This is a genomic window from Arthrobacter sp. D5-1 (genome assembly GCF_017357425.1).
Lineage (GTDB): Bacteria > Actinomycetota > Actinomycetes > Actinomycetales > Micrococcaceae > Arthrobacter.
The window spans coordinates 2468589-2488624 of the sequence record NZ_CP014571.1; the positions used below are offsets into that span (position 1 = coordinate 2468589).

The window sequence follows — 20036 nt, forward strand, 5'->3', positions numbered from 1 at the left end:
CCATGACAGACAAATACACACAACTGGTGAGCCACGGGCTGGGAAGGAACGTCGCCAAACGGCTCGGATTGCCTCAGCCGGTGGAGCTTCGCCGCTACCAACCCGGCAGCCCACTGGTCACCGGCCCGGTTCTGGTCAACGGAGACAGTCCAGGTGCGGACGATATTGCCACCACACTCCTCGGGTGGGGTCTTGACGTCCGACGGAACGCGTTGCCCAAGGAAAAACTGGGCGCCATCATTGTGGTCCTCGATGCTGTCCAACACCCCGGAGACCTTGCCGGACCCGTCCTGACCGCAGGCACTTCGCTTCGGGATCTGGGCGCCAACGGACGGGTAGTCACCATCTCCCGGACATCCCATTCAGCCCAAAACCCTTCCGGGGCCGCAGCGCGCCAGGGCATTGACGGGCTGGTGCGGTCCTTGGCCAAGGAACTCCGTGCAGGCTCCACCGCCAACGGCATACTGCTCGACGACAACCTCGCCACCACGAGTCCCTCGGCATTGGGTGCACTCAGGTTCTTCCTCTCCGGGCGTTCTGCCTACGTGGACGGACAGTTCCTGACGGTCAGCTCGACGTCGGGCACCTTGCCCAGCGACCCGGACAGGCCGTTGGCCGGCAAGGTTGCAGTAGTCACCGGGGCGGCCAGGGGTATTGGAGCTGCCATTGCCCGGACGCTGCACCGCGACGGCGCCAGAGTGGTTGCAGTGGACATCCCGGCAGCCGGGGACCACCTGGCTGCCGTGGCCAACGAGGTACGGGGCACCGCTCTTCAGCTCGATATCAGTCGTGACGACGCCGGTCACCGGATCATCGAGCACGCGGTGGAACGCCACGGCCGGCTCGACATCGTGGTCCACAATGCCGGAATCACCCGCGACAGGCTGCTGGCGAACATGGACGAAAGCCGATGGCAGTCGGTGATCGCCGTCAACATCGCAGCCCAACTGAACATCAACGAGGTCCTTCTCGCATCCGAACACTTCAAGGACGCACCGCGCATCGTGTCGGTGGCTTCCACCAGTGGCATCGCAGGCAACAGGGGACAGACCAACTACGGTGCTTCCAAGGGCGGGGTGATCGGCATGGTGAGGTCCACGGCCTTGCTGATGGAACCCTTCGATGGAACCATCAACGCGGTGGCCCCCGGGTTCATTGAAACCGAAATGACGGCCCGGATGCCCTTTGCCATCCGGGAGGCTGCCCGCAGGCTTAACTCGCTCAAGCAGGGCGGACAGCCGCGGGACGTAGCCGAGGCCATCTCCTTCCTGGCCAGTGACGCCGCTGGTGGAATTTCCGGCCAGGTCCTGCGGGTCTGCGGTCAGCAATTGGTGGGAGCATGACCAATCCCCAGCCAGTGATCCTCGGGGAGCTGCCCTCACTGTCCAAGCTCTACGTCAATGCGGCAACAACCGCGGCCCGCCGTCGGGTATTGGGGGCGGCAGCAGGCCAGCTCAGCTTGCCCTCAGTCAGCCACGAAGTGAGGAACGTCAAGGCAGACGTGGGAAACCTGACGGCATACCAACATCTGGTGGGGGAGACGGCCAGCGACACCCTGCCGGCCGGTTATGTCCATGCACTGGCCTTCCCGGTGTCCTTGAGCGTCATGAACCGGGATGATTTCCCGTTGCCGCTCCTGGGCATGATCCACCTGAAGAACCATGTGGAGCAACGGGTTCCCATTGCCTTCTCCGAGGCTTTGGACATCAGGTCCTGGGCTGAGAACCTCGCGGGCCACAAAGCCGGAACCCAAGTGGATGTTGTAGCGGAGGTCCGTTCGGCTTCCAGTGGCGAACTGCTCTGGCGTGGCGTCTCCACCTATTTGGCCAAGGGCATCTTCCTGCCGGGCATCGACAAACCAGGAAGCGCGAACGGAGCAACAGCACCCAGCGATTTTTCTCCTCCCAACCCCACCGCTCTGTGGCAACTCGGCTTGGATACCGGACGAAGCTACGCAACGGTCTCCGGGGACTTCAACCCGATCCACCTCAGCGTCCTGTCTGCCAAGGCTCTTGGCTTGCGTGGGTCCATTGCCCACGGAATGTACCTTGCCTCCCGCGCGCTGGCTGACGTGGGGGCCGTCAAGGCCGATGCGTTCACGTGGGACGTTGCCTTTGAGGCTCCGGTGTTCCTCCCGGCACGGGTCGCCGTGGATATCTCGACAGTTCAGTCGGTTTCAGGGGGTTGGGAACGCTCGGATTATGCAGCGTGGAATGCCCGCAGCGGCCGGCGGCATTTCACTGGCACTGTTGCCGCGTTGGGGTGAGTAGGGTCCCGTCGTCAAGCGAAGGGCGGCGGTCACCATATGGTGACCGCCGCCGTCGTCGTTAAACCCGTATCTGCTGCCTGGAACCGCAGGAGCGGACCGTGCGGTTCCACAGCGACACCAGAAAGTTCCGCAAACAAAACAAGGCCCGGAATCCGTGGATTCCAGGCCTTGCGATAGTGCGCGGAGGGGGACTTGAACCCCCACCCCCTTTCGAGGACTAGCACCTCAAGCTAGCGCGTCTGCCATTCCGCCACCCGCGCAGGTGGTGTTCGGTGGAGTCGTTTGCACCTTCCGGTGCTTCACTTTCCTCCGAAGCAGCGAGAAAAACTCTAACACGGTTTCCGGTGGCGAAAAAATCGGCGCTGGCCAGGATGGCCCCAAGGGACACCCGGCGACTTCCGGCGCCATGCATTCCTGCCAGGGACCGCGTCCGGTGAGTAGGCTGATGGGACAGGGGACGTCCACGCTGCGGAAGCGGCAGCGCACGTCGCCGAAACCTGCAGCCCAGCCACGCAAGGAGAGTTTCCATGTCTGTCATCCGCCCCGAAGATGAAGTTGTCCGGATCTGCCAGGAGCTGATCCGTATTGACTCCTCCAACTTCGGCGACGACACCGGACCGGGGGAACGCGCGGCTGCCGAGTACGCGGCCGGCCTCATTACTGAAGTGGGGCTCGAGGCAGAGATCTTCGAATCCGCCCCCGGCCGCGCCAACGTCGTAACGCGGATGGCCGGCGAAGACCCGTCTGCCGACGCCTTGGTGGTTCATGGACATCTGGATGTTGTTCCGGCCCTGAAGGACCAGTGGAGCGTTGATCCGTTCAGCGGCGAACTCAAGGACGGGCTGGTTTGGGGTCGTGGCGCCGTGGATATGAAGGACATGGACGCCATGATCCTGTCGGTCATGCGCGACTTCGCCAGGACCGGCCGCAAACCCAAGCGGGACATCATTTTCGCATTCTTCGCCGATGAGGAAGCAGGCGGCACTTACGGCGCCCGCTATGCGATCGAACACCGGCGCGAGCTTTTTGACGGCGCCACCGAGGCCATCTCCGAAGTGGGCGGCTTCTCCGCCACCATCGGCGGCCAGCGGACCTACTTGCTCCAAACAGCTGAGAAGGGCCTCTCCTGGCTCCGGCTGGTGGCACATGGCCGCGCCGGCCACGGATCGCAGATCAACACCGACAACGCCGTCACCCGTTTGGCTGCTGCCGTCACCAGGATCGGCGAATACAAGTGGCCGGTGGAGCTGACCCCTACCACCCGCCAGTTCCTGGACGGCGTCACCGAACTGACCGGCGTCGAGTTCGATGCCGACAACCCTGACATCATCCTGAAGGAACTCGGCACCGTCGCCCGCTTTGTCGGTGCGACGCTGCAGAACACGTCCAACCCCACGCTGCTGCGTTCCGGGTACAAGCACAATGTCATCCCGGAGTCGGCCGAGGCATTCGTGGACTGCCGGACGTTGCCCGGCCAGCAGGAACTGGTGTTCGAGACCATCAAGGAGCTGGCGGGCGATGGCATCGACATCAGCTATGTCAACAAGGACGTGTCCTTGGAAGTGCCGTTCGCCGGCAACCTGGTGGATTCCATGATTGACGCCCTGCACTCCGAGGATCCCGGCGCCAAGGTGCTTCCCTACACACTGTCCGGCGGCACGGACAACAAATCCTTGAGCAAGATCGGCATCACCGGTTACGGTTTCGCCCCGTTGATGCTTCCTGATGAGCTTGACTTCACCGGCATGTTCCACGGCGTCGATGAGCGCGTGCCGGCCGAGTCCCTCCAATTCGGCGCCCGCGTCCTGAACAGGCTGCTGAGCAACTACTAGACCGATAATCAACAAGAAAGAGGCCTGTTGATGGCACCCGAGGAAATCCTCCCCGACGCCCTGCTTGAGCGGCTGCGCGGCCGCGCTGCCGGCTACGACCAAAACAACGGATTTTTCCACGAGGACCTGGAGGAGCTGGCCGCGGCCGGCTACTTGAAGCTTTTCGTCCCGGAGTCCGACGGCGGATTCGGGCTCGGCCTCGAAGCGGTAGCTGCCTTGCAGCAACGGCTCGCCACGGCTGCCCCGGCCACAGCGCTGGCCGTCAACATGCACCTGGTGTGGACCGGCGTCGCGCAGGTCATGGCTGCCCGGGGCGACAACTCGTTGGACTTCGTCCTCAAGGAAGCGGGCCAGGGTGAGGTTTTCGCTTTCGGTATTTCCGAAGCGGGCAACGACTCCATGTTGTTCGACTCGGGCACCGTTGCCGAGCCGCTGCCCGATGGAGGTTACAAGTTCACCGGCCGGAAGATCTTCACGAGCCTTTCCCGGGGCTGGACCCGGCTGGGCACTTTCGGAAAAGACTCCGACGCCAGGGCCGGTGAGGGAGAGCTGGTCTTCGGTTTCCTGCGCCGCGACGAGCCCGGACACGAAACCCTCAGCGACTGGGACACACTGGGCATGCGGGCCAGCGCTTCAAACACCACGCTCCTGCATGGCGCCGTGGTCCCGGCTGAGCGGATCTTCCGCAAGCTCCCGGTAGGACCCAACAAGGACCTGCTGATCTTCGCCATTTTCGCGTGCTTCGAAACGCTTCTAGCCGCGGTCTATACCGGGGTGGCCCAACGTGCTTTCACTCTGGGAGTAGAAAACGTCAAACGCCGGGTGTCGGCCAAGCACGGTGGACGCAGCTTCGCCCAGGACCCTGATATTCGGTGGAAGGTGGCCGACGCCGCACTGGCCATGGACGGCATCGCGCCACAAATATCCAGCATTGCCCGCGACGTTGACAACCTGGTGGACCACGGGGCCCAGTGGTTCCCCCGGCTGGTGGGGCTCAAATCCCGGGCTACGGAAAACGCGCGCTACGTGGTGGACCTTGCCATTCGGGTCACGGGAGGCTCCAGCTATTTCAGGGGCTCTGAGATGGAACGCCTCTACCGGGACGTCCTTGCAGGAATCTTCCACCCGTCCAATGACGAATCTGCGCACAACACGGTGGCCAACGCCTGGTTGGGGCCGCTGGAGGAGCTAGACGGTCCGCTGCACTGAATACACTTTGCGGCGCAGCCAAAAACGGCGGCCACCGCCAAGGTAGAGCACGCTGCGTTCGAGCTCCCATTTGCCGTATTCGGAATGCTCCGCGAGCCGGCGTCGGGCGTCGGGCAGAGAATCGTCAGGTCCCACCGTCAGTACGAGGTACTCGTACTGACGTGCATAGTCTCGTTGGCGCTCTACGGAGCTACCCGGAAATTGTTCTCTCATCCCTCTCCATTTTCGTCCTTTTCCGGCTAACGTGAAGGCATGAGCATCGATCCGCGTGTCGCGCTTCAATCATTGACCGGCGCCCTCGAAGAGCACCTGGCTGCGGCCTCCGCCCGCCGAGGTGAAGGGGACCCCACCGTCGAGGCCGCGTTCTTCGCTGTTGCCGACGCTTTCGAAGTGTATGAGGACGCACTCTACGAGGCATATTCCGAGGTTACTCCGCTCCAGGTGTTCGATGATGAGGAAGACGAAGACGACGAGGTGCCCGACGAAGACCTCGAAATCGTCGAGGACTAGCCCTCCCACCGACCGGCCGCCTTGGGGCGGCCGGTTTTTTGTGTCCTGCTCTCATCTTTGTAGCCCTTCAGGCCCGGATTTCCGGGGTTTTCTGCAGTTAAGGCACGTAGTCCCTGCACCCCCGGATAGGTACTCGCACGTAGGGGTCATAGGTAATCCTGCGCAAATTTGAGTATCGACTACTGGTGCGCCTTCGGAGTGCCGCGGCTTCACTGATAGGTAGGCAACGGCAGGTCTGCAAAGAGGGCTGACATGGTGAGAGTTCCAGTCTTGCGATCAGGCAAGGCAGCGGCACCCCAGGGTGCCGCTCATGCCTCCGCGGGGTCAGCCTTCCGGACAGACTCTGCCGCCGCCACCGTCAATCCGCCGGCGTCTCCCTGGATTGGCAAGTCCGCTGCTGCACAGCGGACTGAAAAGGCGGGACTGGCGGCGCTGAGGTCGGATGTCACCCTGGACCCCGTGACGCCGCCAGTCACCCACCGCCACGCGCGGATCAAGGCACCGCTCAAAGACCGTTTGACGTGGACTCGCTTCCTGACCACCAGCCTCCTGTTGGCTGACACGGCCTTGGTTGCCGGAGCTGTCCTGGCCGGGACAGCCCTGAGCCCCGATGGAATGGGCGTATCGCCCGGAAGCCCGGCACAGGCCCAACACTTGTCCATGGGGTTGGTCCTGGGAGTGGTCTGGTTGGCGGCCCTGGAGGTGTACAGGACGCGCGATCCCAAAGTCCTCGGAGTAGGCCCGGAGGAGTACAAACGGGTACTTTCTGCCAGCTTCCGGGTTTTCGGATTCCTGGCCATCGTTGCGGTGGTATTCCGTCTGGAGGCTGTCAGTTCCTTTGTCCTGATCTCCTTGCCGCTGGGCCTGGTGGCCCTGACCGGAAGCAGATGGGGCTTCCGCCGATGGTTGAGCCATGAGAAGTCGAGGGGCCGTTGCCTTTCCCGCGCGATCGTTGTGGGCGAACCCCAGGACGTCAGGTACGTCATCAAGCAGATCAACCGAAAGTCCGGTGCCGCCTACGACATCCTGGGTGCCTGCCTCCCAGGTGCCCGCCGCGGTACCGTCCTGGCCGTGGACCACCTGCGCGTACCGGTCCTTTCCTCCATTTACGGCGTGGCGCATACCGTCCGGCAGACCGGTGCCAACGCAGTGATCGTGGCAGGCCCGGTTCCTGGTGGAAACCAGTTCATTCAGGAACTTGGATGGCGGCTGGAGGAAAATGCCGCTGAGTTGGTTCTGGCCGCTACCTTGACCAACGTTGCAGGTCCACGCATCCACTGGCGGCCCGTTGAGGGACTTCCACTCATGCACGTTGACATTCCGCATTACTCCGGCGGCAAGCACACGCTCAAGCGGCTGATGGACATCACAGTATCTGCAGCGGCTTTGCTCGTCCTGGCTCCTGTCTTGCTCGTCCTGGCCGCAATCGTCCGGGCCGACAGCCCCGGGCCTGTCCTGTTCAAGCAGGAGAGGATCGGAAAGCGGGGCACGACCTTCCAGATGCTGAAGTTCCGTTCCATGGTGGTGGATGCCGAAGCACACCTTGAAGCCCTTGGCAGCCAGGATGAGGGAGCCGGAGTCCTGTTCAAGATCCGCGGAGACCCCCGCGTTACCCGGTGCGGCCGGTGGATGCGCAAGTACTCCCTGGATGAACTGCCGCAGTTCTGGAATGTCCTGGTGGGAAACATGAGCCTGGTGGGGCCCAGGCCGCCACTGTCACGGGAAGTCAGCGGCTACGAGCGCCATACTCACCGCCGGCTGTTGATCAAACCCGGAATCACGGGGTTGTGGCAAATCAACGGACGCTCTGACCTTCCGTGGGACGAGGCAGTCCGGCTGGATCTCTACTACGTGGAGAACTGGTCAATAGCGGGGGACCTCATGATCATGTGGCGGACCTTCCGGGCGATGACCCGGCCATCGGGCGCCTATTAGTGAACGTTACGAAGTACCTGATAAGAACCGCGCTTTCAACACAGAAGTCGAGTGGGAAATGAGCATACGAACAATTCCATCGGGACAACTGAATGGCCACGCAGTGCGGCCCAAGCTTCAGATTGCAGTCGTCGGGGCAGGCTATTGGGGTCCCAATCTCGCCAGGAACCTTAAAGCCAGCCCTGACTGGGACCTGGTGGCCATTTGCGACCTGGACGTAGAACGCGGGCTCAGGCTTGCCGAAACGGTAGGTGGCGTGGCCGTCGTCGAGTCCTTGGACGAACTGCTGGACACATACAACCTTGATGCCGTTGCGGTGGCGACACCGGCACACACCCATCACGGAGTGGTGATGACGGCGCTGCGCGCCGGGAAGCATGTGCTGGTGGAAAAACCCTTGGCGGACAGCCGGGCAAAAGGCCTGGAGATGGTGGAAGAAGCCAAAGCCAGGGGTTTGGTGCTGATGGCGGACCATACCTACTGCTTCACCCCGGCAGTCTTGAAGATCCAGGAGCTTGTAGCCACCGGGGCGTTGGGCGATATCCTCTACGTCGACTCGGTCCGTATCAACCTGGGCCTGGTCCAACCGGACGTCGACGTTTTCTGGGACCTGGCTCCCCATGACCTTTCCATCCTTGACTTCGTCCTGCCGGGCGGCCTGCACCCCACAGAGATCGCGGCCCATGGGGCAGATCCGCTGGGTACCGGCCGTGACTGCGTGGGACATTTAACGTTTGGCCTTCCCAACGACGCCATGGTGCACATCCACGTGAACTGGCTCAGCCCCACCAAGATCCGGCAGATGATCATCGGGGGATCGAAGAGGACCCTCGTGTGGGATGACCTGAACCCGCAACAACGCCTCAGTGTCTACGACCGTGGGGTCAGCCTTGAACACCAGCCCCGGTCAGCGGCGGACAAACGGACCTCCGCCATTTCCTACCGCCTCGGCGACACGTGGTCGCCTGCACTGCAGGAGCGCGAGCCCTTGGGCCAGGTGGTGGCCGAACTCGCTGCGTCCATCCGTAACCACACCATGCCCCGTACCAGTGGAGAGTCCGGGCTCCGCGTCCTGTCTGTCCTGGAGGCCGTCACCCAAAGCCTGAGCACCGACGGGCAGTCCACAGTGGTGGCCGGCAACGAGGTCAATCTCCAGGTTGCACGGTGAAAAGGCTCCTCGGCGCCAACGTCCTGGTCACCGGTGGCGCCGGAACCATAGGGTCCACGCTGGTTGACCAACTGCTCGACGCCGGTGCCGCGCACGTGGACGTCCTGGATAACCTGGTGCGGGGACGCATGGCAAACCTGGACGCCGCATTGGCCAGTGAACGGGTGGACCTGGTGGAAGGTGACCTGCGGGACCGCGACCTGGTGCATGACCTCACCCGGGGCAAGGACCTGGTGTTCCACCAGGCCGCCATCCGCATCACCCAATGCGCCGAGGAACCACGGTTGGCACTCGAAGTGCTGGTGGACGGAACGTTCAACGTGATCGAGGCCACCGCCCAACACGCCGTGGAAAAGCTCATCCTGGCCTCCAGCGCTTCTGTGTACGGCATGGCCGAAGAATTCCCCACCACCGAACGCCACCACCATCACAACAACGACACGTTCTACGGCGCAGCCAAGTCCTTCAACGAGGGAATGGCGAGGAGCTTCCGGGCGATGACCGGCCTGAACTACGTGGCCTTGAGGTATTTCAACGTTTATGGTCCGCGGATGGACGTCCACGGGCTGTACACCGAGGTGCTGGTCCGTTGGATGGAGCGGATCGTCGATGGCCGTCCGCCACTGATCTTCGGCAGCGGTCAGCAAACCATGGATTTCATCCATACCGCCGATGTGGCCCGGGCCAACGTCCTGGCAGCAGTCAGTGACGTCACCGATGGTGTCTACAACGTGGCCAGCGGGACCGAAACCAGCCTCGCCGGGCTGGCCCAAACGCTGCTGGACGTCATGGAGTCACCGCTGCACCTTGAGCACGGACCGGAAAGAGCCGTCAACGGCGTGGCGCGCCGCCTGGCCGATACCTCGGCCGCGCGGGAGGACCTCGGGTTCGAGGCTGCCGTCGGCTTGGAAGATGGACTGCGCTCGCTGGTTGCCTGGTGGCGGCCACTGCGTGAAGAGATTGCCGCAGCACGCACCACCACCCGACCTGACGCTCCGGTAGCTGGTGCGAGATGACCGCCTCCGGTCTCCACCTGGCACGCATCGACGTCATGAAGCCGTGGCTGGGCGAGGACGAGGCCCAGGCAGTGGCCGAGGTGATCGCCTCCGGGTGGGTGGCACAAGGTCCCAAAGTCCGCCAGTTCGAAGAGGCTTTCTGCCTGCTGCAACAGGCAGGCTTCGCCGTCGCGACCTCCAACTGCACTACAGCCCTGCATCTGGCCCTTGTGGTGGCCGGCGTGGGCCCGGGCGATGACGTAGTAGTCCCGTCGTTCTCGTTCATTGCCACAGCCAACGCAGCAACGTACGTGGGGGCTCGTCCGGTGTTCGCCGACGTTGACGTCACAACCGGTTGTGTCACTGCAGAGACACTGCGTGCCGCCCTGACTCCGGCCACCAAGGCAGTCATCGCCGTGGACCAGGGCGGAGTGCCCGTTGATCTGGCTCCCATCCGGGCGATGTGCGATCCGCTGGGCATCACCGTGGTGGAAGATGCTGCCTGCGCCATCGGTTCCCGCTACCACGGCCGGGCTGTGGGGGCCGGAGCGGAAGTCGCCGCCTGGTCCTTCCACCCACGCAAGATCCTCACCACCGGGGAAGGCGGCATGCTGTCCACCTCGCGGCAGGACTTTGCTGATACATCAAGGCGCCTCCGTGAACACGCCATGAGCGTCTCTGCCGCCGACCGGCACGCCAGCATTCTCGCGCCCCAGGAGGAGTACCTCGAAATCGGGTTCAACTACCGCATGACTGATCTTCAGGCCGCCGTCGGAATCGTCCAACTGGGCCGGCTCCGGGAGGTCATCCAGCGGCGGCGGAAACTGGCAGCTACCTACGCGGACGCTTTCGCAGAAATCGAGGGCTTGCGCCTGGTCAGCGACCCGGACTATGGAATCAGCAACTTCCAGTCCTGCTGGCTTGAAGTCGGGCCAGGGTTTCCCCTGGAACGCGACGGGTTGATGTCTGTTTTGGCCGAGGATGGAATTTCTGCGCGGCGGGGCATCATGGCAGCCCACCGCCAACCGGCCTACGCCGGCAAAGACACCGGGAAGGCAGCCCTGGATGCCACTGAATGGCTGACTGACCACACCCTCATCCTGCCCCTGTACCACCAGCTTTCCCTGCACGATCAGGTCCGGGTCATCGATTCCGTGTATCGGGCAGCAGGTCGACTGACATGAGTGAACTTCTCCTCATAGCAGCCAGCGGCCTGGCCAGGGAGGTCCTGGCCATGGTCCGCAGCAACGGGCCCTTTGACGTCATCGGGATCCTCGACGACGACGAAGACAAACTCGGTCGGGTGGTGGACGGCGCCCACGTCCTGGGCCCCATCCGGGATGCCCTGAATTTCCCCCATGCATTGTTGCTGGTGTGCATCGGATCAGGATCGGGGCGGGAAGCCGTCGTCATGCGGCTCAGGACCCTGGGACTGGATGAAGGCCGATATGCCACGGCCATAGACCCCTCCGTGCAGGTCCCCGAAGGCTGCATGATCGGCAGGGGCAGCATCCTCCTAGCCCACGTGAGCATGACAGCGTCCGTGACGATCGGCAACCACGTAGTAGCCATGCCCGGCGTGACCTTCACCCACGACGACGACATCAGTGACTTTGCGACTTTCGCCTCAGGGGTTTCGCTCGGGGGCAACGTTCATATCGGGCGTGCCGCCTATGTCGGGATGAATGCCAGTGTCCGCGAGCGCACGTCCATCGGCGCAAATGCCACGATCGGGATGGGCGCGGCGGTCCTCACGGACGTACCGGCAGAGGAAACCTGGGCCGGGGTCCCGGCACGGGTGATCAAGCGGGGAAATTCCCCTGCGCTGGAGGGCATCCAATGAAACTGATGCGTCCCGTTCCCCTCCGGCACCCGGTGAGTGTTTCGGTGGTAGTGCCGTGCTACAACTACGGACACTTCCTGCCTGAGGCTGTTGCCAGCGCTTTGACGCAGGAGGGCGTGGACGTTGAGGTCATCGTGGTCGATGATGGGTCCACGGATGGCAGCGCCGCCGTGGCCTGGCGGCTGGCCTCCGAGGATCCACGGATCAGCGTTGTCCTCCACGACAGCAACAAGGGGCACATTGCCACCTACAACGACGGACTCTCCAGGGCGCGGGGCCGGTACGTAACGCTTCTGTCCGCAGATGATGTCATAGCCCCCGGTGCGTTGGCCCGGGCTGCCGCGCTGATGGAAGCCAACCCCCGGGTGGGAATGGTGTACGGCCTGCCCCGGGACTTCACTGACAAGCCTCCTGCCCCTTCCTCCCATGACCACAGCACATGGACTGTGTGGGAAGGCCGGGCATGGATTTCCCTGGCGTGCGCCCGCGGGAGGAACTTCATCCTCTCACCCGAGGTGGTCATGAGGACCGCGGCAATGCTCAGCGTGGGTGCTTACAGCACCACGCTGCCGCACTCCGGGGACCTGGAGTACTGGCTTAGGGCAGCAGGCTCCTGGGATGTGGGCAGGATCAACGGGCCGGTGCAGGCGTTCTACCGGGTCCATGGGGCCAACATGCATCAGACGGAGTTCGCAGCGGCCGCTGTGGACCTGAAGCACCGTCTGGAGGCTTTCCGGGTCCTTGAAGACTCCCGGTTTCCGGGCAATCCGAAGATCCGGGCACGGCAGGTGCAGCGGGCCAAGTGCGCCCTCAGCAAGGAAGCCGCGCAGCTGGGGTTCAGGGAAATCAACCAGGGCGGATCGGTGGAGGCCGCAGTCGAGCTTCGGAAATTCATCGAGGGCCTGCACGAGGTTCCCGGAAACATCCACCGGGCCAACGCGTTGCAAGCCAGGATCGCCCGGGCAGCCCGCGGCCGGAAACCAAGGGCAGAAAGGCTCGCCGCTGCTTTTGTGCGGAGCCAGCTGGACCGGGTCCGTTGGAGGATATGGGCCATGACGGGAATCTCATGACCGCCGTCAGCGGCCAAGACCGCACACTGGGCAACCTGGCTGCGAGCGCCACGCTGTGGGGCGGTGTCAACATGGCCTTGGGCAGGATCGTCCAGTTTGCCACCACCATCATCGTGGCCAGGATGATTGCCCCGGAGCACTTCGGCGCGCTCGCCGTAGCCATAGTGGTGCAGACCATCGCCACCAACATGGCCGAGCTCGGTGCGACCGCAGCCTTGGCACGCGGCACCGGGGATCCGGACAAGATCGCCCCCACCGTCTTCTCCATAGCACTGCTCACCAGCGGAGTCATGACGGCGGCAGCAATCACCCTTGCACCTGCCTTGGCGACAGCGTTTGATGACCCCGCCGCGACGCCAGTGATCCAGGTGCTCTCGCTCACCATCCTCCTCCAGGGAGCCGGTGCCGTCCCTTCCACCATGGTGTGGCGGGAGTTCCTGCAAAAGCCGAGGGTCGTCGTCGACCTCTGCAGCCTGGTCACCGTGCTGGTACTGGTGGTGCCGATGGCATTGGACGGCTGGGGAGCGATGGCGCTCGCCTGGTCCAGGGTGGGTGGACAGTTGGTGGCCCTGGCCGGCTATTGGATCATCACTCCCAAGCGGTACGCCCCGGGCTTTGACCGGACGGTGGCCGCGGAGATCCTGCGTCTGGGAATGCCGTTGGCCATGGCCAACCTGGTGGTGTTCGTGACCTTGAACGTGGACTATCTCCTGATAGGCCGGATGCTTGATCCGACGGCATTGGGCCTGTACCTCCTGGCGTTCAACCTGGCCGGGCTGCCCAGTTCGGTGATCACTGCGGTCATCCGGGCCACTGCGGTGCCGATCTTTGGCCGACTGTTCGCGGAGGGCACCCTGGGGGCGGTGGCGGGCAGGTTTGTGGCCGGTACTTCCTACTGCGCATTCCCGATCTCGGCCATGGTGATAGCTCTTTCGCACCCTTTGATAGTGGTGGCCTATGGAGACGCATGGGCGCCGGCCGGGATAGCGCTGGCAACACTGGGAGTCTTCGGCGCTACTCGGATCTTGGTGGAAGTCTTCGCTGACCTGTGCGTGGGCGCCGGTCGTACTGTGTGGCTGTTCTGGTTGCAGGTGGCTTGGCTGGTGAGCCTCACTCCGGCACTCATCGTTGGGATTCAATGGTGGGGGATTGCCGGGGCGGGAATCGCGCATGCTGCAGTGGCCTGTTTGGTGGTCATCCCTTTGTATGTAGTGGCGCTCAAATCCGTGCTGGCTGTTGGCGCCTGGGAATTGGTGCGTGGAAGTCTTGTCCCACTCGCGGCCGCCATAATCGCCGGATCAACGGCGTGGCTTGCGAGCGTCAGCGTGACGGAGCCTTTGAAGGCACTTCTGCTGGGGGGCTTCCTGGGTGGAGCGGTGTACGTAGCGTTGACGTACCGGCGGGGGAGGCTGCTGGTGCAAACTTTGCGGGGGCTGCTCCGTGAGAGGACTTCCCTTCCTGCGGGCGGACATACTGATACGGGGGAATCATGATGGTAAACCTGCCAGTGAATGGTGCCAGTTCCTCACCGGGCAGCGACCTTGCGGTGGTCACACCAAGCTATGCGCCCGATCGTGAGTTGTGCATTGACCTTAACCGGTCGGTCCTCGAAATGACCGGCCCCGGCGTGGTCCATCACATCATCGTCCCGGATCGGGACTTGGGGGTCTTCGCTGTCCTCCGAGGGCCCAGGACAGAGGTGCACGCAGCCAGCGAATTCCTGCCGTCTTCGTTTATCAGGCTTTCGCGATTCAACGTCTGGATCAATGCAGCCCATCCGTGGCCGCCGGTTCGTGGCTGGATCGCACAACAGATACTTAAACTCGCCGTGGTTGCAGCACTCCATGTTGACGGCGCCTTGCTCCTTGACTCCGACAGCCTGCTCATCCGCGATACCAACCTTGATACGTTCCGCAAGGACGGCAGGATCGCCCTTTACCGCGCACCAGGGGCTGTTGATGCGTCCCTTCCCGGGCACAGGCAGTGGCACGTTTCAGGCCGTCGGCTCCTGGGGCTGCCGTCTCCTCCCGAAGGTGACCTGGCTGACTACATCTGCTGGCCGTGCCTTTGGGAACCGGCCGTGGTAAGAAACCTGCTCCAGCACATCCAGAACGTTACCGGCCGAGACTGGCACACAGCTGTCGGAGCGGAGCTGCATTTCTCCGAGATGATGCTGTACGGCCTGTATGTGGACGAAGTCACCGGCGGCCCTGCCGCCAGCATCAGTGAGATGTGCGGAATTGTCCACTCCGACGAGGTGCCCTTGGACCAAGCGGACATCGAACGGCTGCTCCACGGGGCGGCCCCCGGCAAACATGTTGTGATGCTCTCCGCCAAGGCCGGCATACCACTGGATGTGCGCAGGCGTGCCTTAAGGTCGTTCCGGCAGACGGCCCCAGGTTCAGAACGGGGTGATATCCAGTGATCAACGTGCTGGGACGAATTCTGGGCCAAGCCCGCAAGGATGGCTGGGGTTCGGTTGCCGCTAAAGTGCTGCAGAGGACTGCTGGCAAAGCACTGGAAAACCTGGCTTTCACCGAGCCCACGCTGCCGGTTCGGCCTGAGGACATCGTAGATTTTGATGTTTTATGCGCCGCAGGCAACCCCCGCCCCAGAAGGGGGAGCCTGGATGTCGGGTGGGTCTGCACACCTCCTGGACCCGGCTCAGGCGGACATACCACCTTCTTCCGCATGGTTCAGGGCATGGCGGACCGCGGGCACCGGTGCACGCTTTTCCTCTACGACCGCAACAGCGATGACGTTTCCCGGCACACTTCCACCATCAGGCAATTTTGGCCGGATCTCGATGCCCACGTGAGAAGTGTTACCGAGGGGTTCGAGGGAATGGACGCCGTGGTTGCCAGTTCGTGGCCAACCGCGTACGCGGCCGCGGCCCGGCGGGGCCCGGACATTCACAGCTTCTACTTCATCCAGGACTACGAGCCATACTTTTACCCCCGGGGCACCCTGTATTGGCTCGCAGAGAACAGCTACCGCCTGGGGTTCACCAACATCGGACTCGGAGAGATGATCACCGCTGTGATGAAGGCAGAAACAGGCCAGGAGCCCGCCGCTTCAGTACCCTTCGCCTGCGACACCGCGACCTACCGCCTGCTGGAGACGAAAAACGGAAAGAATACCCGCCAAGGAGTGGTCTACTACGCGAAGCGGGCGGTGGATCGACGCGGTTACCTCCTTGCCAAACTGGCCTTGGAGCAATTCCACGCTATGCATCCGGAGCAGGAAATACACGTCTACGGCGACAGGATCAGCGGCTGGTCCATTCCCGTGCACAACCACGGCAATCTCAGTCCTGCCGCTTTGAATGAGCTCTATAACCGCACCATCACGGGGCTTGCCATCTCTTTCACCAACATCTCCCTCGTCCCGGAAGAACTGTTGGCTGCCGGCAACGTGCCCGTACTGAATGAGTCGCCCTTCGCTGCACAGGTCTTGAGCGACCCGGACGTCCTGTGGTCACCCGCCATCCCACGCCGGCTTGCCGAAACGCTCGCAGAAGCGGTTGAGGCCCCTGATATCTCCGGGCGTGCGGCAAGGATCGCGCAACGTCAGCGACTGGACTGGTCAGCCTCACGGGAATGCTTTGCCGCAGTGCTCGAATCCGTCTGTGCCAAAGAACCAGGAAGTCCGAGGCTGTCATGAGTGGTGCGCGTAGTTTCCTTGGCCTTCGGCAACCGGCGCAAATTCCAGAGCTGGACGACCTCACCGTGAGCGACCGATCAGCCAGCCCCCGGGTGCCCTTGCTTTTGAAGTTTGCCGCTTTCGGAATCTTCTTCTTTCCCTCCAATATGGTGCTGAAACCGCTGGGCGCGGTGGGTACATTGCCTCTGATTTTTGCATTGCTGCTGTTGGCTGTTTGGCTGTGTTCCGCCCTCTTTGGGTTGACCAACCCGTTGGATACCAGGCACCCCGGCCGCATGGGCTTCGTTCTCCTCTGGGTGGGAACGTGCGCTTCCTATGCGGCCATGTATTCCGGCTACACCGGGGGAAGTGAAAGTCCTGCACGCGCTGCAGCTGACAGGTGGCTGATTCTCCTGCTGGCCAGTGCAGGCATCATCCTCGTTACCGCGGAGGCCGTGAGGACGCTCAACACTGCCATGGAACTGACCCGTGCCTTGTTGGCCGGTGCGGCCTTCTGCTGCCTTGTTGCCGCCGTTCAATTTTTCTTCCGAATTGATCCCATGCAGTGGTTGCAATTGGCAATGCCGGGCTTCACCAATAACGGGGGAAATACAACGTTCCAGATACGCGGGTCGTTGATGCGCGTCTCAGGGAGCACTTTTCATTCCATCGAGATGGCTGTGATCTGTGCAATGCTTCTTCCCCTCTCCATCTGGCGGAGCCTCTACGACCCTAAAGGCAGAAAGTGGGTCCATTGGACCATCACGGCGCTGTTGGTCTTCGCCATCGCCTCCACGGTTTCCCGCTCAGGCATCCTTGGCCTCTTGGCGGGCATGGCCGTCTTTCTGCCCTTCCTTCCCCGTCTGGCCAGGCAATGGGCCTACGTCGCAGCTCCCGTCACCGTGGCCGCACTGTTCCTCGGAGTGCCGGGCCTGATCGGGACCCTCACTGCGTCTTTGACTGCCGGGGAAAGCGATCCTTCGATTACCACGCGGACCAACAACTACCCCCGTGTGGCAGCCATGGTGGAAGAACATCCGTTCTTTGGAGTTGGCCCGGGCAATTACATGCCAAGCAACGCGATCCACATCCTTGACAACCAGTACCTGAACGCAACGGTCACCATAGGTTTGGTCGGGCTGGTCGGGTTGATTGCCTACCTGACGTTCCCCGGCCTGACGACACTCCTCGCGGCTCGCGCTTCCCGCCTTGCACCCCTGCGCTGCCTGGCAGGCGCCGCAGCCGCAGCAGGAATTGTTGCCGCTATCTGCTCGCTCACCTTCGACTCCATGTCCTTCCCGGTGTTCGCACTCACCTACCCCTTCATCGTCGGATTGTCCGGAGGGGCCTGGATCATGGTCCGGCGGGAACTCGAACTTCAAAAAGTGCGTACCTCTGCCGAACAACCATCCGGGCCGACCCAAAGCACCACGCCACTAGTCCCCAAGGAGGGAACATGGACCCCGTAGCCGTTCTCAAAACCCTTTGGCGTTACAAGGTATTCGTAGTGCCCGTTCTGCTGCTGACGGCGGTGGCCGCTGTGTACATGTTCTCTTTCGCTCCACGAACCTATGAGGCCCGGACCACCTATGCAATCGTCAACCCGCAGACCCCTACAGCGGAGCAAATTGAAAAAGATCCTGCCTTGGGTCTGCTCAATCCGGATAACCCCTACCTGCGGTCTGCCGACTCGTCCCTTGTAGCCCAAGTTGCCGTGACCCGCCTGAACGACGTTGCCACTGGCGACATCCTTGCGGAACAAGGGCTCAGCACCGACTACAAAGTAGAGCGTCCCTCCGATGCGTTCCTCATTGACATCTCCGGCATCTCGGACGACAAGTCACAGGCCATTGCCACTGCCAAAGCACTGGGGGAGCGCCTGGAAGAGGACCTTCGGACCATTCAAACGATTAACGGAGCCTCCGACAGGTATCTTTTCACCGCGCTGGCGGTAGCCTCGCCCGACAAAGCCACGGAGCAGTTCTCCAGCAGGCTAAGGTCCGTGATCGTCGTTGTGGTGGCCGGACTCGTCCTCACCCTTGGCGCGGTCTCCCTGGCCCGTGCCGTCGAGACAACCCGGAAGCGAGGAAAACCCAAAAAGACCACGTCCGGCAAACGAGGGTCACCGATGGAACGCGAAACCAAACCGTCAAGCCTGGACCTTCCCGGCGCAGGCCTAACGGTCAACAAGACCTCGTTACCACCCGTGGAAGTCCTTCTTGGAGGCGATACCCGTCGACAAAACCAGGACAACAAGAGGGTCACCAGCCCACCGGCTGTTCAGCCAACCAACAGCCGTTAGGCTCAGGAAAGGTGCGGCCATGAACCGGTTTGGGTACCTGGTGCCGGAATTCCCGGGTCAAACACATGCCTTCTTCTGGCGTGAACTGAAAGCACTGACTGAGCTCGGACACCAGCCAGAACCAGTCTCCACACGCCATCCAGGACAGTCCGGCCCCATACCTACATGGACGCACGGGCGTATACCGGAAATCCACTACCTCGTACCACCGGACGCGCCACAGATTGCAGGTACTGCCTTGACCGCGCTCTCCGGACTGCGGCACCTTGATGAGCTTCGAGCAGCCTCCGGCCTGAAAGGCAGTCCCCTCCCTCCAAGGAAACTGATCCAAGACCTTCCACGGAAGGCCGCCCTGTTCCTGGCCGGAGCCGCGCTGGCCAGGCATGCACGAACCAGAGGGTGGACTCACATCCACGTCCACTCCTGCGCAGACGCAGCCCAGGTTGCGCTCTTCGCCCACGTACTCTCAGGCATTCCCTACAGCCTGACCCTCCACGGCCCCCTCAGCGACTATGGACCAAACCAAAGCGAAAAATGGCGCAACGCCGAGTTTGCCATCATCATCACAGAACAACTCCTTGCCGAAGCACAGGAGCACCTCAACGGGAGCCTGCCCACCACCGTGAAGGTTGCCCCCATGGGCGTCGAACTCTCCGCGTTCACCCGCCTCACCCCCTACAAGCCATGGACCCAAGGCACCCAGGCCCAAATCTTCAGCTGCGGACGGCTCAATCCCAGCAAGGGTCACATGGACTTACTCAGAGCCCTGCGGAGAGTTGTTGACTCCGGGGTGGATGCCGCCCTGACCATCGCAGGTGAAGACGAACACGGCGGCAGGGGCTACCGAACGGTCCTGCAACAAGCCATTACCGACTTGGGACTGACACGCCGCGTGACACTGCTCGGCGCAATCCCCGAAGACCGGGTCCGCGTGGAACTGGAGCGGACACACCTCTTTGCCCTGGCCAGTCTCCAGGAACCACTGGGAGTCGCCATCATGGAAGCCATGGCCATGGGTGTCCCGGTAGTCGCTACCGCTGCCGGCGGAGTTCCCCAACTCGTCACAGAGGGCCACAGCGGCCTCCTGGTGCAACCTCGAGAACCGGCAAAGCTGGCCACCGCAATGGTCGACATTCTGCGAAACCCGGCCCAAGCCGCCGAGATGGGCGCCCACGGCAGAATCAGGCTCGAATCCACTTTTGACGTTCGCCAAAGCGCTTCTGCCCTGTCCGAACTCATGTCTTGTCCGAACTGACAAAAA

General features: G+C 62.6%; 18 protein-coding genes and 1 tRNA gene. 17 read left to right on the plus strand and 2 right to left on the minus strand.

What is annotated here, in order from left to right:
* Nucleotides 1-2: 2 nt before the first annotated feature.
* Both AYX22_RS11200 and AYX22_RS11205 read left to right on the plus strand, forming a co-directional pair.
* Nucleotides 3-1343, plus strand: coding sequence for a 3-oxoacyl-ACP reductase (locus tag AYX22_RS11200; RefSeq protein ID WP_207593555.1), 1341 nt, complete (start codon nucleotides 3-5; stop codon nucleotides 1341-1343).
* Complete coding sequence (locus AYX22_RS11205) at nucleotides 1340-2266, plus strand: MaoC/PaaZ C-terminal domain-containing protein (protein ID WP_207593556.1); 927 nt, start codon at nucleotides 1340-1342, stop codon at nucleotides 2264-2266. The genes AYX22_RS11200 and AYX22_RS11205 overlap by 4 nt, the downstream gene beginning before the upstream one ends.
* A gap of 180 nt (nucleotides 2267-2446) precedes the next feature.
* Here AYX22_RS11205 and AYX22_RS11210 read toward each other — a convergent pair.
* Nucleotides 2447-2529 (minus strand) — tRNA-Leu (locus AYX22_RS11210).
* Between the two features lie 267 nt (nucleotides 2530-2796).
* Here AYX22_RS11210 and AYX22_RS11215 point away from each other — a divergent pair.
* A complete protein-coding gene (locus AYX22_RS11215; RefSeq protein ID WP_207593557.1) occupies nucleotides 2797-4101 on the plus strand; it encodes a M20/M25/M40 family metallo-hydrolase in 1305 nt (434 codons plus the stop codon).
* A 30-nt stretch (nucleotides 4102-4131) separates the two neighbouring features.
* Nucleotides 4132-5310 (plus strand): acyl-CoA dehydrogenase family protein, encoded by a 1179-nt coding sequence (locus AYX22_RS11220; RefSeq protein ID WP_207593558.1) that lies wholly within the window; start codon nucleotides 4132-4134, stop codon nucleotides 5308-5310.
* On the opposite strand, the gene AYX22_RS11225 is transcribed toward AYX22_RS11220, so the two are convergent.
* A complete protein-coding gene (locus AYX22_RS11225; protein WP_011774832.1) occupies nucleotides 5290-5523 on the minus strand; it encodes a DUF5703 family protein in 234 nt (77 codons plus the stop codon). The genes AYX22_RS11220 and AYX22_RS11225 overlap by 21 nt on opposite strands.
* Nucleotides 5524-5562: 39 nt before the next feature.
* Here AYX22_RS11225 and AYX22_RS11230 point away from each other — a divergent pair, with 39 nt between their 5' ends.
* The 13 genes from AYX22_RS11230 (at nucleotide 5563) to epsE (ending at nucleotide 20030) form a co-directional block, all read left to right on the plus strand.
* Complete coding sequence (locus AYX22_RS11230) at nucleotides 5563-5820, plus strand: hypothetical protein (protein WP_207593559.1); 258 nt, start codon at nucleotides 5563-5565, stop codon at nucleotides 5818-5820.
* A 252-nt stretch (nucleotides 5821-6072) separates the two neighbouring features.
* The gene (locus AYX22_RS11235; RefSeq protein WP_207593560.1) at nucleotides 6073-7755 is read left to right on the plus strand and encodes a sugar transferase; all 1683 of its coding nucleotides are present in this window, start codon (nucleotides 6073-6075) and stop codon (nucleotides 7753-7755) included.
* A 58-nt stretch (nucleotides 7756-7813) separates the two neighbouring features.
* A complete protein-coding gene (locus AYX22_RS11240; protein ID WP_207593561.1) occupies nucleotides 7814-8923 on the plus strand; it encodes a Gfo/Idh/MocA family oxidoreductase in 1110 nt (369 codons plus the stop codon).
* Nucleotides 8920-9939, plus strand: a complete 1020-nt coding sequence (locus AYX22_RS11245) for an NAD-dependent epimerase/dehydratase family protein (protein WP_207593562.1) — start codon at nucleotides 8920-8922, stop codon at nucleotides 9937-9939. Before AYX22_RS11240 ends, AYX22_RS11245 begins: the two co-directional genes overlap by 4 nt.
* Nucleotides 9936-11102: a DegT/DnrJ/EryC1/StrS family aminotransferase gene (locus AYX22_RS11250; RefSeq protein ID WP_207593563.1), complete on the plus strand. Its 1167-nt coding sequence runs from the start codon at nucleotides 9936-9938 to the stop codon at nucleotides 11100-11102. Before AYX22_RS11245 ends, AYX22_RS11250 begins: the two co-directional genes overlap by 4 nt.
* Nucleotides 11099-11761 (plus strand): acetyltransferase, encoded by a 663-nt coding sequence (locus AYX22_RS11255; RefSeq protein ID WP_207593564.1) that lies wholly within the window; start codon nucleotides 11099-11101, stop codon nucleotides 11759-11761. The genes AYX22_RS11250 and AYX22_RS11255 overlap by 4 nt, the downstream gene beginning before the upstream one ends.
* Complete coding sequence (locus AYX22_RS11260) at nucleotides 11758-12831, plus strand: glycosyltransferase family A protein (protein WP_207593565.1); 1074 nt, start codon at nucleotides 11758-11760, stop codon at nucleotides 12829-12831. The genes AYX22_RS11255 and AYX22_RS11260 overlap by 4 nt, the downstream gene beginning before the upstream one ends.
* A complete protein-coding gene (locus AYX22_RS11265) occupies nucleotides 12828-14324 on the plus strand; it encodes an oligosaccharide flippase family protein (protein ID WP_207593566.1) in 1497 nt (498 codons plus the stop codon). Before AYX22_RS11260 ends, AYX22_RS11265 begins: the two co-directional genes overlap by 4 nt.
* Complete coding sequence (locus AYX22_RS11270; protein ID WP_242703306.1) at nucleotides 14321-15256, plus strand: DUF6492 family protein; 936 nt, start codon at nucleotides 14321-14323, stop codon at nucleotides 15254-15256. The genes AYX22_RS11265 and AYX22_RS11270 overlap by 4 nt, the downstream gene beginning before the upstream one ends.
* Nucleotides 15257-15261: 5 nt before the next feature.
* Nucleotides 15262-16494 (plus strand): glycosyltransferase family 1 protein, encoded by a 1233-nt coding sequence (locus AYX22_RS11275; RefSeq protein WP_242703307.1) that lies wholly within the window; start codon nucleotides 15262-15264, stop codon nucleotides 16492-16494.
* A 65-nt stretch (nucleotides 16495-16559) separates the two neighbouring features.
* Complete coding sequence (locus tag AYX22_RS11280; RefSeq protein ID WP_242703308.1) at nucleotides 16560-17942, plus strand: O-antigen ligase family protein; 1383 nt, start codon at nucleotides 16560-16562, stop codon at nucleotides 17940-17942.
* Complete coding sequence (locus tag AYX22_RS11285) at nucleotides 17930-18775, plus strand: chain-length determining protein (RefSeq protein ID WP_207593569.1); 846 nt, start codon at nucleotides 17930-17932, stop codon at nucleotides 18773-18775. Before AYX22_RS11280 ends, AYX22_RS11285 begins: the two co-directional genes overlap by 13 nt.
* A 19-nt stretch (nucleotides 18776-18794) precedes the next feature.
* The gene (gene epsE / locus AYX22_RS11290; protein WP_207593570.1) at nucleotides 18795-20030 is read left to right on the plus strand and encodes an exopolysaccharide biosynthesis GT4 family glycosyltransferase EpsE; all 1236 of its coding nucleotides are present in this window, start codon (nucleotides 18795-18797) and stop codon (nucleotides 20028-20030) included.
* The last annotated feature ends 6 nt before the right edge of the window (nucleotides 20031-20036 follow it).

Excerpts from the sequence above, each read along its gene's own strand:
- AYX22_RS11200 (WP_207593555.1), top strand. The coding sequence starts at position 3 with ATGACAGACAAATACACACAACTGGTGAGCCACGGGCTGGGAAGGAAC.
- AYX22_RS11205 (WP_207593556.1), top strand. The coding sequence starts at position 1,340 with ATGACCAATCCCCAGCCAGTGATCCTCGGGGAGCTGCCCTCACTGTCC.
- AYX22_RS11215 (WP_207593557.1), top strand. The coding sequence starts at position 2,797 with ATGTCTGTCATCCGCCCCGAAGATGAAGTTGTCCGGATCTGCCAGGAG.
- AYX22_RS11220 (WP_207593558.1), top strand. The coding sequence starts at position 4,132 with ATGGCACCCGAGGAAATCCTCCCCGACGCCCTGCTTGAGCGGCTGCGC.
- AYX22_RS11225 (WP_011774832.1), bottom strand. The coding sequence starts at position 5,523 with ATGAGAGAACAATTTCCGGGTAGCTCCGTAGAGCGCCAACGAGACTAT.
- AYX22_RS11230 (WP_207593559.1), top strand. The coding sequence starts at position 5,563 with ATGAGCATCGATCCGCGTGTCGCGCTTCAATCATTGACCGGCGCCCTC.
- AYX22_RS11235 (WP_207593560.1), top strand. The coding sequence starts at position 6,073 with ATGGTGAGAGTTCCAGTCTTGCGATCAGGCAAGGCAGCGGCACCCCAG.
- AYX22_RS11240 (WP_207593561.1), top strand. The coding sequence starts at position 7,814 with ATGAGCATACGAACAATTCCATCGGGACAACTGAATGGCCACGCAGTG.
- AYX22_RS11250 (WP_207593563.1), top strand. The coding sequence starts at position 9,936 with ATGACCGCCTCCGGTCTCCACCTGGCACGCATCGACGTCATGAAGCCG.
- AYX22_RS11255 (WP_207593564.1), top strand. The coding sequence starts at position 11,099 with ATGAGTGAACTTCTCCTCATAGCAGCCAGCGGCCTGGCCAGGGAGGTC.
- AYX22_RS11260 (WP_207593565.1), top strand. The coding sequence starts at position 11,758 with ATGAAACTGATGCGTCCCGTTCCCCTCCGGCACCCGGTGAGTGTTTCG.
- AYX22_RS11265 (WP_207593566.1), top strand. The coding sequence starts at position 12,828 with ATGACCGCCGTCAGCGGCCAAGACCGCACACTGGGCAACCTGGCTGCG.
- AYX22_RS11270 (WP_242703306.1), top strand. The coding sequence starts at position 14,321 with ATGATGGTAAACCTGCCAGTGAATGGTGCCAGTTCCTCACCGGGCAGC.
- AYX22_RS11285 (WP_207593569.1), top strand. The coding sequence starts at position 17,930 with ATGGACCCCGTAGCCGTTCTCAAAACCCTTTGGCGTTACAAGGTATTC.
- epsE (WP_207593570.1), top strand. The coding sequence starts at position 18,795 with ATGAACCGGTTTGGGTACCTGGTGCCGGAATTCCCGGGTCAAACACAT.